Annotated in this window: 10 protein-coding genes and 1 pseudogene; 6 read left to right on the forward strand and 5 right to left on the reverse strand. The window is 67.8% G+C overall.

Features of this window, described 5'->3' with window-relative positions:
- Positions 1–70 precede the first annotated feature (70 nt).
- Positions 71–316, forward strand: coding sequence for a hypothetical protein (locus tag MJ785_RS15380; protein ID WP_045878334.1), 246 nt, complete (start codon positions 71–73; stop codon positions 314–316).
- A 65-nt stretch (positions 317–381) separates the two neighbouring features.
- Positions 382–585 (forward strand): annotated as a pseudogene (locus tag MJ785_RS15385) (type II toxin-antitoxin system VapC family toxin); the annotation flags it as partial.
- A gap of 181 nt (positions 586–766) precedes the next feature.
- On the opposite strand, the gene MJ785_RS15390 reads toward MJ785_RS15385, so the two are convergent.
- Together MJ785_RS15390 and MJ785_RS15395 are read right to left on the reverse strand one after the other, a co-directional pair.
- Entirely contained in the window at positions 767–1,006 is a 240-nt protein-coding gene (locus tag MJ785_RS15390) for an AbrB/MazE/SpoVT family DNA-binding domain-containing protein (RefSeq protein WP_239381467.1), read from the reverse strand.
- Between the two features lie 233 nt (positions 1,007–1,239).
- The gene (locus MJ785_RS15395) at positions 1,240–2,976 is read right to left on the reverse strand and encodes a protein kinase (RefSeq protein ID WP_239310022.1); all 1,737 of its coding nucleotides are present in this window, start codon (positions 2,974–2,976) and stop codon (positions 1,240–1,242) included.
- A gap of 270 nt (positions 2,977–3,246) precedes the next feature.
- Here MJ785_RS15395 and lat point away from each other — a divergent pair, with 270 nt between their 5' ends.
- The 4 genes from lat to MJ785_RS15415 all read left to right on the forward strand — a co-directional run bounded on the left by lat (position 3,247) and on the right by MJ785_RS15415 (position 10,918).
- Positions 3,247–4,662 (forward strand): L-lysine 6-transaminase, encoded by a 1,416-nt coding sequence (gene lat / locus MJ785_RS15400; RefSeq protein ID WP_370651583.1) that lies wholly within the window; start codon positions 3,247–3,249, stop codon positions 4,660–4,662.
- Positions 4,663–4,672: 10 nt separating this feature from the next.
- Entirely contained in the window at positions 4,673–6,241 is a 1,569-nt protein-coding gene (locus MJ785_RS15405) for an aldehyde dehydrogenase family protein (RefSeq protein ID WP_239346983.1), read from the forward strand.
- Between the two features lie 514 nt (positions 6,242–6,755).
- Complete coding sequence (gene dnaE / locus MJ785_RS15410) at positions 6,756–10,313, forward strand: DNA polymerase III subunit alpha (RefSeq protein WP_239310024.1); 3,558 nt, start codon at positions 6,756–6,758, stop codon at positions 10,311–10,313.
- A gap of 395 nt (positions 10,314–10,708) precedes the next feature.
- Positions 10,709–10,918, forward strand: coding sequence for a hypothetical protein (locus tag MJ785_RS15415; protein ID WP_239310025.1), 210 nt, complete (start codon positions 10,709–10,711; stop codon positions 10,916–10,918).
- Between the two features lie 152 nt (positions 10,919–11,070).
- Here MJ785_RS15415 and MJ785_RS15420 read toward each other — a convergent pair whose 3' ends face one another.
- The 3 genes from MJ785_RS15420 to MJ785_RS15430 all read right to left on the reverse strand — a co-directional run.
- Complete coding sequence (locus tag MJ785_RS15420; protein WP_239381471.1) at positions 11,071–12,366, reverse strand: DEAD/DEAH box helicase; 1,296 nt, start codon at positions 12,364–12,366, stop codon at positions 11,071–11,073.
- A 578-nt stretch (positions 12,367–12,944) separates the two neighbouring features.
- Positions 12,945–14,216, reverse strand: coding sequence for a DUF445 domain-containing protein (locus tag MJ785_RS15425; protein WP_239381469.1), 1,272 nt, complete (start codon positions 14,214–14,216; stop codon positions 12,945–12,947).
- Positions 14,217–14,241: 25 nt separating this feature from the next.
- The coding region (locus MJ785_RS15430) for a hypothetical protein (protein ID WP_370652956.1) at positions 14,242–14,620 on the reverse strand (379 nt) is incomplete at its 5' end.

A 14,620-nucleotide genomic window follows, 5' to 3' on the forward strand; every position in this document is an offset into this window, starting at 1 on the left:
AGCCGGTAGGCGCATCTGGAGCATCGAGGAGGCTTCATGCGCCATGCATGAATCGTGGTAGCGTGGACCTATGAGCGAGTCCGCCGACGGGGGCATCATCCAGGTGCGCGATGTCGATCCGACGACGCTCGCGGTCCTCCGCGAGCGTGCCAGATCGCTCGGCCAGTCACTGTCCGGGTACCTGCGGGACCTGATGGATGCCGACGCGGCCACGGAGACCAACGCCGAGGTTATCGCTCGCATCGCGCGAGACAGGGAACCGGTGGAGCTCACCATGGACGACATCCTCGCGGCGCGCGACGAGGGACGGCGTTGACCCTCACGTACGTGGTTGACTGCTCGCTCGTCATTGATGTGCTGTCCGTCCGCGATGGCGACGAGGTGCTCCGGCAGCGCCTGTCCGCCCCGCGCGCGCTGCACGCCCCGCACCATCTCGACGTCGAGGTCGCGTCAACAGTCCGCGGGCTTGCCGCCGGGAAGAAGATCACTGGCCATCGCGGCGAGCAGATGCTGGCTGACTACGCGCGCCTGCGGATCACCCGTCATCCGGTCTGGCCCTACCACCCCCGGATGTGGGAACTGCGGCACAACCTCGGCGCCTACGACGCCGCCTACATCGCGCTCGCCGAAGCACTCGGCTGCGAGCCTGCTCACCGGCGACACGAAGCTCAGGAACGCTGCCGGACACCGCGCGACGGTCATCGTCACCCGGTAGCGGAACCGGGCACGCTTCCCAGCGATACGACCACGCTGGTGTCGACGGCCTTCATCGCCGGGTTCGCTCCAGCGTGGCACGTATCAGGTCAGCGCTCAGTACCGGCATGTCCGTATCAGCGACGGCGATCACACTGTCACTCTCGTCTACCAACGTCATCGGTGTCGGAGCGATCTCCAGTCGCCCATCCCGTTCCGCGATCTCCAGCGTCTGACCTGCGGTGAGCCCGAGAGCGTCACGTAGCGCCTTGGGGATGACGACGCGCCCGGCGGCGTCAATGGCCGTCCGCATGCCAAAAATTTACCATCGGCTGCCCTGAATGGCTTTCCAGCGAGGGCTGAGCCAGGAAGAATCCGACGCTGCCAGCGGCGGCGAAGACGCTCATCATTGACTCGCGTCCACTCGAGCAAGCTCTCATCGAGCGGTTCGAGTTCGAGCTTTCTCTCGGACGGTAGCTGGGCTGTGGCACACTGATTACGCTCATGCGCGACTACCGGGCCGCAGGGCCGGGCGGCGCTGCGCGGTCAGCGGCGGCTGCCGTGTGCGTTGGGGTCGTTCGGCGGGATCGACGCGGGGTCGACGTTCAGTTTCCTGCCGTCCCAGTGGAACACCACGTCGGTGGTTCCGCCGCTTGGGCAGCACGCCTTGTCCGCTGGTTCGTACAGGTCGTAGCGCAGGACGACGGTCGTCTGCGTCGCGGACACGAAGTGGATGCCGGCGCTCGGTTCACTGAAGTCCTTACCGATCAGGTCGGTGCCGACGAAGAAGAATCCGGACTGGCGGGGCGTGCCGGATGCGCTGTTGGGCGTGCTGGGCGTGCTGGGCGTGCCGCCGCCTTGACCGATCAGGACATTAAGATTCCGGCCCACGGCGAAGCCGGTGTGGTCGATCACGGTGAAACCCTGCGCGTTGACGATGTTTGAGGCCTCAGCGAGGGTGAGAGGCGCATGGGTCGGCGGCTGGGTGGTCGTCCGCGGCGGGGTGACGGGCGGTGGCACGGTGGCGGTCCGGCCGGCCGGCGGCGTTGGGCCTCGGAAGGTGGTTGTGACCCCGCCGACGGCTGCTGGTGTCTGCCCGGCCACCGTCGCTTCGCCCCCGTTGCCAGCGGGGGAGTTCTGCCCGCGTAAGGCCAGGGCTGTGGCGATCCCACCGATGAGTGCCAGCGCCAGGATGGTCGCCAGAACAACGGTGAAGGTGCCGCGCCGACGGGGTCGTGAGGGCTTCGGCGGTGGCTCCCGGTACGGCTCCTCGGATTGCTGGTGCGGTCCTGGTTGCTGGTGCGGCATGGCGCGCGGCGGGCCGTCGCCAGCGCGGGTGCGGTAGGTGGGCGAACGGAACGTGTCCGCCTGTTCCTCGGCAGGAGCCTGGGAAGGTGCCTGTGGCGGGGTGGGCGGCAGCGACCACCACTGCGCCAGCGCGGTGTGTGCCGCTCGGACCGTCTCATCGGGGTCGGTCGCGTCGCGGCCGAGGAGAGCCGCGACGAGCGCCGCCGCGGTCGGGCGCCGTGCCGGCTCCTTGTCCAAGGTCCAGGCCAGCACCGCGCGTAGCGCCGGTGGCACGCCGGTCAGGTCTGGCTCAGCAGTCATGATCTGGATGGCGATCGCCTCGGGCCGCTCGCCCCGGAACGGCTGGCGGCCGGTAGCGGCGAACGCCACGCAGGCGCCCCAGGCGAAGACATCGGTCGGCGGCCCGGCCCGCTCACCCCGGAGTTGTTCGGGTGCCATCCACACCAGGGTGCCGACGAGCACGCCGGTACGGGTGTGGCTGGTTGAATCGGCTGACCGCGCGATCCCGAAGTCGATGACCTTCGGGCCTTCCCAGGTGACCAGAATGTTGGACGGCTTGAGATCGCGGTGGATCACTCCGGCCGTGTGGATCGCGACCAGGGCGTCGGCGAGCCCGACCGCCAGCCCGTCGAGCAGGCGTCCGGTGAAGGGGCCGCGCAGGGCCACCGCCTCGGTCAGGCTGCGGCCCTCGACATATTCGGTGGCCATCCACGGGCGCGGGCCGGCGGTGTCGGCGTCGATCACCGCGGCGACCGACATGCCGCGCACCCGGGCGGCCGCGGTCACCTCGGTGCGGAACCGGTCGCGGAACTCAGGGCTGTCGGCGAGCCCCGGCGACGGCACCTTGACCGCGACCGGTTTGTTGTCATCGGCGAACCCGAGATAGACGGTGCCCATGCCGCCGGCGCCGATCCGGCTCTGTAGACGGTACGGCCCGATCTGACGCGGGTCGTTGTCCGTCAGTGGCTGGAGCACGCGTTTTCCCCCTCGTTGACGTTTGCCTGCCGGCCCGATCGGCAGCCGACGTCCCCAATTGTCCCTGATGGCCGTCACCGCGTGGTTGCGCCGTCCTGTCGACGTCGGCTATTCGACAACCTGCGGCGAAGGGGAAAAATTTTATCTTGATTTCAAGTAGAAGGAATAGTATCTTTGCGATCAAGCTGGTTCTACCGAAGGTTTCTCTGTCTCGCTGAGATGTCGGACCGGTCGACGCGAGATATGCGCGAGGAGGATGGGATGCCGAGCATGCCTGCCGCGGTCACCGCGCGGAATCGGATCTCCCCGGTCGCCAGGAGCCGGGCTGCCGCACACTCCACGGTCGCGCCGGGCCGTGTGCTGGAGGTGCTGGGCCGCCATGTCCTCATGGATGGCTTCGGCATCGTTTTTGATCTTGAACGTAGCCGTGGCAGCTGGCTCGTGGATGCCCGTGACGGCCAGCGCTATCTGGATCTTTACAGCTTCTTCGCCTCGGCGCCGCTGGGGATCAATCCACCCCAGCTGACCGGCGACCCCGTTTTCCTCGCCGAACTGACCGCCGCGGCGGTCAACAAACCGGCCAACCCCGACATCGCCACCGCCGCCTACGCGGGGTTCGTCGAGACGTTCGCCCGGGTTCTCGGTGACCCGGAACTGCCCCACCTGTTCTTCGTCGAGGGTGGGGCGCTCGCCGTCGAGAACGCGCTGAAGTGCGCGTTCGACTGGAAAAGCCGTCGCAATGCCCAGGCTGGACGGTCACCGTCACTCGGGACGCGGGTGCTGCACCTACGCCACGCCTTTCACGGCCGCAGCGGCTACACACTGTCGGTCACCAACACCGACTCGGTGAAGACCGATCGCTTTCCGGTGTTCGACTGGCCCCGGATCGACACCCCGGTGGTCACCTACCCGCTGGAGGGCACCCGGCTCGCCGACCTCGCCGCGGCCGAGGCGGGCGCGCTCGCCCAGGCCGAGGCCGCGTTCGCTCGCCATCCTCACGATATCGCCTGTTTTCTGGCCGAACCGATCCAGGGCGAGGGCGGCGACAATCACCTGCGAGCGGAGTTCCTCGCCGCGATGGAACGGCTGTGCCATGTCCATGAGGCGCTTTTCGTCCTTGACGAGGTCCAGACCGGGGTGGGAGCCACCGGTGCGGCCTGGGCGCACCAGCAACTGGGCCTGCGTCCCGATGTCGTCGCGTTCGGTAAGAAGGTGCAGCTCGGCGGGGTGATGGCGGGCCGGCGGGTGGATGAGGTGCCCGACAACGTCTTCCGGGTCACCGGAAGGATCAACTCGACCTGGGGCGGCGGGCTGGTCGACATGGTCCGCTCCCGCCGGATGCTTGAGATCATGGAGGCGGACGGGCTGTTCGCCCGTGCCGGCACACTCGGCCGCGATCTGCTGGCTGGCCTGTGGGAGCTTGCCCGCGGCTACCCGTCGTTGGTGACCAACCCGCGCGGGCGCGGCCTGCTGTGCGCGATCGACCTGCCCTCGCCGGAGATCCGCAACGAGGTGGTGCGCCGGCTGCGTACCGAGGAACATGTTCTCGTCCTGCCCGCGGGGCCGCGCGCACTGCGGTTCCGGCCCGCGTTGACCGTCTCCGCCACCGAGCTCTCCCGCGGGGTGGCGGCGCTCGAGCGGGTGCTGGCCCGTACCCCGGCTACTGACGTCCCGGCTACCTGCTGAGAGCGTGATGATGACATCGGTGAGCTATGGAGTCGTGCTGGCCGGTCGGGCAGCCAGCCATGACCATGCGGGCCGGGCGGTGCGCCGTTCGACGAACCCCGCCCGTCTGGACGAGGTGGTCGCCGAGATCGTGCTTGCCAGCCCCGCCGACCTGCTGGCCGCCTGCCGTGCCGCGCGAGCGGCTCAGCCGGGCTGGGCGGATGTACCCGCGCCCGTCCGCGGGAGCGTGATCGCGAACCTCGGGCGGCTCGTCGAGGACAATGCGGCCGCGCTCGCCCGGCTGGTCACCCGTGAGGTCGGCAAGCCGCTGGCCGAGGCGCGCGGTGAGGTACAGGAGATCATCGATACCTGCCGCTTCTTTCTCGGCGAGGGGCGCCGTCTGTACGGCGAGACCGTGCCCTCGGAGCTGCCCGACAAGCAGTTGTTCACTTTCCGGGAGCCGGTTGGTGTGCTGACGGTGATAACCGCGGGCAACTTTCCGGTGGCGGTTCCGTCGTGGTACATCGTTCCGGCATTGTTGTGCGGCAACACCGTCGTCTGGAAGCCCGCCGTCTACGCGGCCGCATGCGCGCAGGCGTTCACCGAGCTGATCCGCCGTGCCGGGGTACCGGCCGGTGTGCTCGAAGTCGTCCCGGCGGAGGGGGTGGAGACGTTCACCGGCCTGGAGCGGGCGCTGGCCGCGGGCCTTGTCGACAAGGTCGGCTTCACCGGCTCGACCGAGGTCGGCCGGATGATCGGCGAACTGTGCGGCCGGCACCTACAAACCCCCTGCCTGGAACTTGGCGGGAAGAACCCGATGGTCGTCGCACCCGACGCGGATCTGGACGCCGCCGTCGCCGGCGCGGTGTTTGCTGGTTTCGGCACGGCCGGGCAGCGGTGCACCTCACTCGGTACGGTGATCGTGCATGCTTCGCTGCACGACGAGTTCGTCCGCCGGTTCGTGGCCGCGGTCGAGGCCGCGGCCATTGGTGATCCCTTCGCGGACGTCCTGTACGGGCCGTTGCTCGATCTGCGGTTCGCCGACGGTTTCGAGCGCACCCTCGGGTGCATCCGTGACCATCACCGGGTCGCGGGTTCCTCGGCGGTCGGGCGGATCGACGCGGCCCGCCCGCGGGACGGGTTCGTCGGTGCCGCCGAGACCGGTCTGTACTATCACCCGGTGATCATTGACGGGGTGCGGCCCGGTGACGAGGTGTTCGATGAGGAGACCTTCGGCCCGATCGTCGGCGTCACCGCCTACCGGCACCTCGACGAGGCCATAGAACTGGCCAACGCACCTGGTTACGGTTTGTCGTCGTCGATCTACACCAATAACCCGGCGACTGTTTTCCGGTTCCGTCGCGGTGTCAGCGCCGGCATGGTCAGCGTCAACAACTCGACGTCCGGGGCTGAGGCGCATCTGCCGTTCGGCGGTAACGGCCGGTCCGGCAACGGTTCCCGCCAGTCCGGACGCTGGGTGCTCGACCAGGTCACCCGGTGGCAGGCAGTCAACTGGGACTACTCCGGCCACCTGCAGAAGGCCCAGCTGGAAACCGGCGTCCCCGCCGCCGACCTCACCTACCGCCTCCCCAGCGGTTAGAGCGTGTGAGATCGGGCTTTCGATCAGTGAGTCGCGCCCAGGCGCACCCTGGCAAGGCGGAAGGCCGAAGCGAGACCGGATGAGTTGTCTCGGTGTGGCCGACAAGGCAGCCAGGGGGCGCTTGGACGCGGCGAGCCGGAATGACGATCTTAGTGGTTGCCGCCGGAAGTTCGTCCAGGGTCTGCCGGCGGCGACCACTTAGAGCGCCCGGCAACAGGGAGCGTGGATCAAGCAGCGGGGCTGGGGCGCGTGCCTCGCGCGGCGATGGCTGGGAGCGATGACGTGAGGCACGTGTCCGCGTGTCCGCGTGGTGATGAGCGGTGATGAGCGGTTCGTAGGTACGCCGTGTTCGCGGGAAGGATCGGTTGCTGGTATGGGGATCAGGCTGATGAGCGGTCCGCCCGCCTCACCGGCGTCCCTGTGGTCGTTGAGGCTGGTACCACTGTGCCGCGTGCGGAGGCCCTGGGTATGCGCCGCTAGAGTTCAGGGAGGGACAGGGTAAGAAAGGGGACCGATGGCTAGCGATTCTTTTGTCCATCTGCATGTTCACACCGAGTACTCGATGTTGGACGGTGCGGCCAAGGTCAATTCCCTGTGTACTGAGGCCGCTCGTCTCGGGATGCCCGCGGTCGGTATGACCGATCATGGTAACATGTTCGGCTCCTACGAATTCCAGCAAGCCGCGAAGAAATCCGGTGTCAAACCGATCATCGGTATCGAAGCCTATATCGCGCCTGAATCACGTTTCCACAAGAAGCCTATCTTCTGGGGCGAGGGTGGCCAGCGGAACGCTGATCCCGACGGTGAGGGCGGCGACGTCTCCGGTGGTGGCTCCTACACCCATATGACTATGCTCGCTGCTGGCGCGACCGGCTTGCGGAACCTTTTTCGCCTGTCCAGCCTGGCGAGTCTCGACGGCTACTACCGCAAACCCCGGATGGATCGCGAGCTGATTTCCGAGCATGCCGCCGGAATCATCGCGACAACGGGCTGTCCCTCCGGTGAGGTCCAGACCCGGCTGCGGCTCGGCCAGTTCGACAAGGCGCTGGAAGCCGCCGCGACCTTCCAGGACATATTCGGCGCGGAGAACTACTTTCTCGAGCTGATGGACCACGGCCTGGCCATCGAACGCAGCGTGCGCGATGGTCTCCTGCGAATCGCCCGGGAGCTGGACCTTCGACCGCTCGCGACCAATGACAGCCACTATGTCACCAAGGACCAGGCGGACTCGCACAGCGCACTGCTGTGCGTCGGCACCGGCAAGACACTCGATGACCCGAAGCGGTTCAAGTTCGACGGCGACGGCTACTACCTGAAGAGCCCGGACGAGATGCGGGAACTGTGGGACGGTCAGGTCGCCGGCGCCTGTGACAGTTCTTTGTTGATCGCCGAGCGGGTCGAGCCGTACGACGAGGTGTTCACATTCGTCGACCGAATGCCACGCTTCCCCGTCCCCGCCGGTGAGGACCAGTTGTCCTGGCTGTACAAAGAGGTGGCCCGAGGGGTGGAACACCGGTTCGGCGCCGACCCCTCGCAAGAGGTCCGCGAGCGGATCGACTATGAACTTCGGATGATCGACCAGATGGGTTTCCCCGCCTACTTCCTGGTCGTCGCGGACATCTGCCGTGAGGCACGCGAGAAGGGCATCCGGGTGGGGCCGGGACGCGGCTCGGCCACCGGCTCAATGGTCGCCTACGTCCTCGGGATCACCGAGCTCGACCCGATCGAGCACAAACTGATCTTCGAGCGCTTCCTGAATCCCGAACGGGTCACCCCGCCTGACGTCGACCTGGACTTCGACGAACGCCGTCGCGGCGACATGATCCGTTACGTGACGGAGAAGTACGGTGAGGAGAAGGTCTGCCAGATCCTCACTTTCGGCACCATCAAGGCGAAGGCCGCGATCAAGGACTCCTGTCGTGTCCTGGGCTTCCCCTACGCTCTCGGTGACCGCATCACCAAGGCGATGCCGCCGGATGTGTTCGGCAAGGGCATCCCCCTGTCCGGCATCACCGACCCCCAGCACGAGCGATACAGCGAAGCGGCGGAGGTCCGCGGCCTCTACGAAACCGACCAGGAGGTCCGAAAGGTCATCGACACGGCCCGCGGGCTCGAAGGGCTCACCCGCGGAACCGGTGTGCACGCGGCCGGTGTCATTCTCTGCTCCGAACCGCTGCTGAATGTTCTACCGATTCACCGGCGTGACGCGGACGGCGCCATCATCACGGGCTTCCCATTCCCGCAGTGCGAGGACATGGGCCTGCTGAAAATGGACTTCCTGGGCCTGCGGAACCTCACCGTCATCGACGACGCCATCCGTAACATCCGGCAGAACCGTGGGATCGATCTCGATCTCCAGAAACTTCCGCTGGCCGATGTCCCCACTTTCGAGCTGCTGGCCCGTGGTGACACGCTTGGGGTGTTCCAGCTCGACGGTGGTCCCATGCGCAGCCTGCTGCGCCTGATGGCGCCGACTAAGTTCGAGGACATCGCGGCGGTGCTGGCGCTGTACCGGCCGGGGCCCATGGCGGCAAACTCGCACATCGAGTACGCGGACCGCAAGAACGGCCGCAAGCCCATCACGCCCATCCATCCGGAACTACGGGACGTGCTCGAAGGAATCCTCGGTGAGACCTACCATCTCGTCGTCTACCAGGAGCATGTGCTCGCCATCGCCCGTGAGCTCGCCGGTTACAGCCTCGGTAAGGCGGACCTGCTGCGCCGCGCCATGGGGAAGAAGAAGAAGGAGATCCTGGACGCCAGCTATGCCGAGTTCATGACGGGTATGGACGAAAAGGGTTACTCGTCGGCGGCCGCGCAGGCGGTCTGGGACGTTCTGCTCCCGTTCTCCGGTTACGGATTCAACAAGTCGCACACCGCCGGCTACGGTGTCGTGTCGTTCTGGACCGCTTATCTGAAGGCGAACTACCCAGCCGAGTTCATGGCCGCCCTGCTCACCTCGGTCGGGGACGACAAGGACAAGATGGCAGTGTATCTGGCGGAATGCCGCAAGATGGGGATCCGCGTGTTGCCGCCGGACGTCAACGAGTCGTCCCTGTATTTCACACCAGTCGGTGCCGACGTTCGCTTCGGGCTGGGCGCCATTCGCAACGTCGGGGCGCCGGTTGTCGACTCGATCAGAGCCACCCGGCAGAAGAAGGGGGCGTTCACCTCGTTCCCGGACTTCCTCGACAAGGTTGAGATCGGTGTCTGCAACAAACGTACCGTCGATTCCCTCATCAAGGCGGGCAGCTTTGATTCGCTCGGCCACACCCGCCGGGCGCTGGCCCGCGTCCATGAGGCCGCCATTGACGCCGTCGTCGGCCCTAAACGGGCTGAGGCGTTCGGCCAGTACGGTCTGTTCGGCGATGCTGACGGGAACGAGAGCGAACCGGTCAAAATCGGCCTCGATCTTGATCTCGACGTCGCGGAGTGGCCACGCCCGGAACTTCTCGCGCAGGAACGCGAGATGCTCGGCCTCTACGTTTCCAGCCATCCGCTGGAAGGCGCTGAGAAGATATTGGAACGTAATCGGGACACGTCGATCGTCGATTTGCTCGAAAGTGGCCGAAGCGAGGGTGCGGTCCGTATCGCGGGTGTGATCGCGAAGGTCGACCGGCGGGTCAACAAGACCAGCGGCAGTCTCTGGGCCATCCTTACCGTCGAGGATCTCGACGCCGCCGTGGAGGTCCTGTTCTTCCCGAAGAGCTATGAGATTCACGGTTCGCAGCTGGTGCCTGACGCTGTTGTCTCGGTCCGGGGCAGGCTCAACGAGCGCGACGGCGCCATCAGCATCTTCGGACAGGATCTCACGACGCTCGATGTCTCGAGCCTCAACGCGGACGCGGAACCGCCTGTCGTCCTCATGCTGCCCACCCACAAGGTGACCCCGGACCTCGTCAGCAACCTCAAACGCATCCTGGCCACGCATCCCGGCAGGACTCCCGTGCACCTGCGGCTGCAGGGCCCGCGCCGGACCTCTCTGCTCAGGCTCGGGCCCGAGGTCGACACGACCGGAGCCTTCTGGGGGGACATCAAGAGCCTCCTCGGTACGAAGGCCATCGCGTCGTGACCGCGAGCTGAGCCGTGACCGCGAGCTGACGAGACGACCCGCGCGCAGGCGCGTCCGCCGTTGTTCTGGCCTGGTCCGGGCACGCGGCCGGGCTTTCGCCCGGCTGGTCGTTGTCCCAACTATCAACTATCAACAACTGTCGACCGACAGTGACACGGCCAAGGCACGCCTGTGCCGCGCTGGTCGGCGCTGGGACACAGCGTATGCCCAGCAGATGGCCAACTTGGTTGTGTATACGCCATCTGTGATCGTGCATGAATATTCTCACCCACAGCCGCCTTATTGTCCCGAACGTCGGCTCGATATGTTTCGTAGCCAGGTGTCCGCAGGATGCGGGCACGCCCGTTGTGCCATTACGGGCTGGTTACACATGTCGTTGTTGTATGGAGGGGGCAATGTCGGTGTCTGAGCAGGATGAATCGGTTTACCTGGAGCCGCGCGGATCGTGGTCAGGCCAGTGGGCGGCGGCGGAAGGGGACGTCGACAGCCGGGTGGACGGCGCGTCCGAGTCGTGGCGGGTCCCGCGTTCCGTCGCGAACCCGTCACGGCTGCGGCTGGGAGCGGCGCGTCAGGTGATTGCGGCCGGGGTATCCGACGGGCTCTGAGCAGGCTGGCCAGCGGGCCTTGTGCCGAGGGCGTGGCACCGGACGAGTCGGTGCCACGCCCTCGGCGTTGTCAGCCGGCCGCCGTATGCGTGATCACAACTTTCACGCGCGCGACGGCCAGGGAGGTCAGTTGTAGATCATTTTTGGTCGGGTCAGCCCTGACCGGTCGCCGTGGTGGATGCCGGCCCCTGGCGGCGCCCGCCACGGCGCTGCTGGTCGGACCCACGGCCACCGGATGCGGAACCGCCGCGGGATGAGGACGCGCCCCACTGCTTGTCGGTACCGCGCCGTGAACCGCCGCCGGGCCGTCCCTGCGCCGGCACCCGGGAGGATGCCGACGTCGGCAGGGACTGGGTGGCGGTCCGCTGCTGCGGCAGGATCCGGGGAGCGGGAGGCCCGGCGAGGCGTGCCACTACCTCGGCGTCCGCGTCGGCCGGTTCCGGCTGGGCGTCGCTACCGGCGGCACGCAGCAACGCACGCACAATCCCGCGTTCCTCTGGAAGCGAGACGAGCACATCGGCACCGTGCGCGCCCGCTCGTGCGGTCCGTCCACCGCGGTGCTGGTAGGTCTTGGGATCGCTGGGAAGCCCCGCGTGCACCACGATGTCGACGCCGTCGACGTGAATGCCGCGAGCGGCCACGTCGGTGGCGACCAGCACCCGGTGCGCGCCGTCGGCGAACCCGGCGAGCGCCCGGGTCCGGGCGTTCTGCGCCATGCCGCCGTGCAGCGGCTGAGCGGGGACACCCGAGCGGGTGAGCTGCTCGGCGAGCCGGTCCGCACCCCGCTGGGTGCGGGCGAACACCAGGGTCCGGCCGGAACCGCCGGCGAGCGCGGTGACCAGACGGGTGTGGGCGGCCGGGTCCGCCGCTTCGAGGGCGTGCCGCGACAGTGTCGAGACCTGCGCGGTCTCGGAATCGATGGCGACGAGCACCGGCTCTGGCAGGTACTGGCGGACCAGTACCTCAACCTCCCGGTCGAGGGTCGCGCTGAACAGCAGCCGTTGGCCACCAGCGGGGGTGGCGTCCAGCAGCGCTCGCACGGCCGGGAGGAAGCCGAGGTCACACATGTAGTCGGCCTCATCCAGCACCGTGACCGCGATCTCTTCCAGGGAGCAGGCACCGCGTTCGATCAGGTCGGTGAGGCGCCCGGGAGTGGCGACGACGATGTGCACTCCGCGCCGCAGCGAGCTGATCTGGCGGGAGATCGACGTTCCGCCGTACACCGCGCGCAGCCGAAGGCCGAGCGGTCTGGCGAGCGGGTCCAGCGCGTCGTGGACCTGCTGGGCGAGTTCCCGGGTGGGAACGAGGATCAGGCCGCGGGGGCGCCCTGGCGTGACGGCGCGGTTCTTCGACAGCTCCGCGAGCATCGGCAGGCCGAACCCCAGGGTCTTGCCGGATCCCGTGCTCGCGCGGCCGAGAACGTTCTCACCGGCGAGGACGTCGGGCAGGGTGGCCGCCTGTACCGGGAAGGGAGCGGTAATTCCCTGGCGGGCAAGGGCTGTGACGAGGGACGGCGGCAAACCCGCGTCCGCGAAGGAGGTGACCGGCGGGCGCGGCTCGCGGGTCGGCAGTGTCGGGCGGGGCGGGGGCGCGGACCGGTTCGGTCCGTTCTGCTTGCCGCCCGGACGAGGGCCGCCGCGACCGCGGTATCCGCCACCACCACCGGGTCGGGAACGGCGGCGGGCAGGGGAGGGCTGAGTATCACCGTGCTGAGACAGGGTTCTTCCGTCCGTCGTGTCGAGGTCGCCGCGTGGATGCGTCGGCGATCATGTGGCAGCGATCGTGCGTCCAGCTCGGGCCGCGTCACCAGAGCATGATCAGATTAAACCCGTCCGGGTTCGCACCAACCTGCTGTCACACGGACCTCGGGTGCGTGGCCCGAAAACCGCGCACCATGGACGGCCTGTGGCCGCCAGCGTGTTCAGCGTACACCGATCACCTCCGGGGGTGCCGCTGACCTCCTCTGTTGCGATGAGATCTCGCGCACGCCGAGGCGGCGTGAGCAGAAACGTGACCAGAAAGGAGCTCATAGCAACAGGCTTGTCAGTAGATGGATGACGAGCCCGGCGATCGCGCCGACCACCGTTCCGTTGATGCGGATGTACTGTAGGTCACGGCCCACGTGTAGTTCAATCTTGGTTGAGGTCTCGGTCGGTTCCCAGTTCGCGACCGTTTCGCTGATCACCGCGGTGATCTCGGATCGGTAGCGGTTGACGATCCATGCCACGATGTCGTTGGCTGCGGCGTCGACGCCCGCGCCCAGCCGCGGTTCCGCGGTCAGCCGCTCGCCGAGTGTCCGTAGCTCGTCGGCCATCCGGGTCCGCAGGACGCCGCCGGGATCGTCGGCAGCGTCGATCAGGATGGCCTTGGTGGCGTTCCACATGGTCGCGAGCGCCAGGTCGACCTCCGGATGATCACGGATGCGTTCCTTGAGCTTCTCCACCCGCTCGGCGGTGGCGGGGTCGGTGCGCAGCTGTTCGGCGAACCGGGCCAGAAAGTCGTCCAACGCCCGGCGCAGCCGATGGTCCGGGTCCGCGCGGACCTCGCTGATGAACCGCAGCGCCTCGGCGTAGGCGCGGGCCGCGATCGCCTCGTCGACGAATCGCGGTGACCAGGATGGGGCCTTGTCGGTCACTATCCGTAGCATTATTTCCGGATTGTCGCGCAGCCAGGCCTCCGCCTGCACGGCAACCAGGTCGACGAGACGATGGTGCAGCCCGCCGGCCACGATCCGGCCGAGCGCGGTGCCGGCGGCCGGTGCCCACGGGCGATCCATGACCCGGGCCAGGATGGTCTTCTCGACCACATCCAGCATCACGTCGTCCCGGATGCCCGAGATCGCGGCAGCCAACCGGCCAGATGCCTCCGCGGCGACCCATTCGGCGTGGCCGGGGGCACCGAGCCACGCCCCCATGCGCATGGCCACCCCCAGGCCCGCGATTTTCTCCCGGATCACCGGCTCGGCCAGGAAGTTCTGGGCGACGAAGCGCTCGAGGCTGCGTCCCAGGTCGTTCTTGCGGTTCGGGATGATCGCTGTATGCGGGATGGGCAGGCCCAGCGGCCGGCGGAACAGGGCGGTCACGGCAAACCAGTCGGCCAGGGCGCCCACCGCCCCCGCCTCCGCCGCGGCCCGGACATAGCCGGCCCACGTCGGCCCGCCGCCGCTCTCCCAGCGCCAGAACACGACATAGACGACCACGACAAGGGCCAGCAGCCCGGTCGCGATCGTCCGCATCCGCCGCAGCCCACGCCGCAGTTCGGCGTCGTTGGGCGCCGCGGGCTCCGGTCGCGCGGGCATCGTCCTCCGCTCCTGGGCTGTCACGTCATGTGCTGTCCTGCCCTGTGCCGTCCCCGTCCCGCCGGTGCCGATCGGCCGCGGCGAATGCTCCGGTTACGACCGTACGGCCGCGACGTCTCGATGTGCGGCGGTCAGCCGCGGTCGTGACAGAGCTGTCGGCCCCGTGGGCGGGCCCCGGCGGCAGACACGCCACGGCGACCATTCCCAGGAGCGCGCAGTAAGCGCCGATCACCCGCCCCGAGCCGCCGTGGGCCGCCGCGAGCAGCTGGAGGGCGGCGCCGCAGGCGACGGCGAGGGTGCCCGTAGCGACGGTGCGGATCACCGGACTGAATGTGCTGGCGAGCACCGCTTGCCGGGCGGGCCCGGGGCTGGCCGAGACCGTCCCGGCCGAGGCTGTCCTGGTC

Source organism: Protofrankia sp. CiT1, from assembly GCF_917627335.1.
Lineage (GTDB): Bacteria > Actinomycetota > Actinomycetes > Frankiales > Frankiaceae > Protofrankia.